A 305-nucleotide genomic window follows, 5' to 3' on the forward strand; every position below is an offset into this window, starting at 1 on the left:
CCTGCGCCGCCGGCCATGTGGAACATGAGGTTTTCGAGCGTCAGCTCGGCGCGTGGGGTGTCGAGGTCGACCTCGCCGCGGCGGAGCACCATGAAATGGTCGCCGACGAGATAGGCGTGATGCGGGTTGTGGGTGATGAAGATCACGCCGATGCCCTGCTCGCGGGCGGCCTGGGCGATGTAGCGCAGAACGAGGCCCGACTGCGCCACGCCGAGCGCTGCGGTCGGCTCGTCGAGGATCAGCACGCGGGCGCCGAAATGGATGGCGCGGGCGATGGCCACCACCTGCCGCTGCCCGCCCGAGAG

1 protein-coding gene is annotated in these 305 nt (G+C 69.8%); it reads right to left on the reverse strand.

The genetic code is table 11. The features are described 5' to 3' along the window. A partial coding sequence (locus EIP85_RS22700; protein WP_127904454.1) for an ATP-binding cassette domain-containing protein occupies positions 1 to 305 on the reverse strand: 305 nt, incomplete at both ends.

Origin of the sequence: Solirhodobacter olei (assembly GCF_004010155.1) — a bacterium.
In the GTDB taxonomy this organism is placed as follows: domain Bacteria; phylum Pseudomonadota; class Alphaproteobacteria; order Rhodobacterales; family Rhodobacteraceae; genus Solirhodobacter; species Solirhodobacter olei.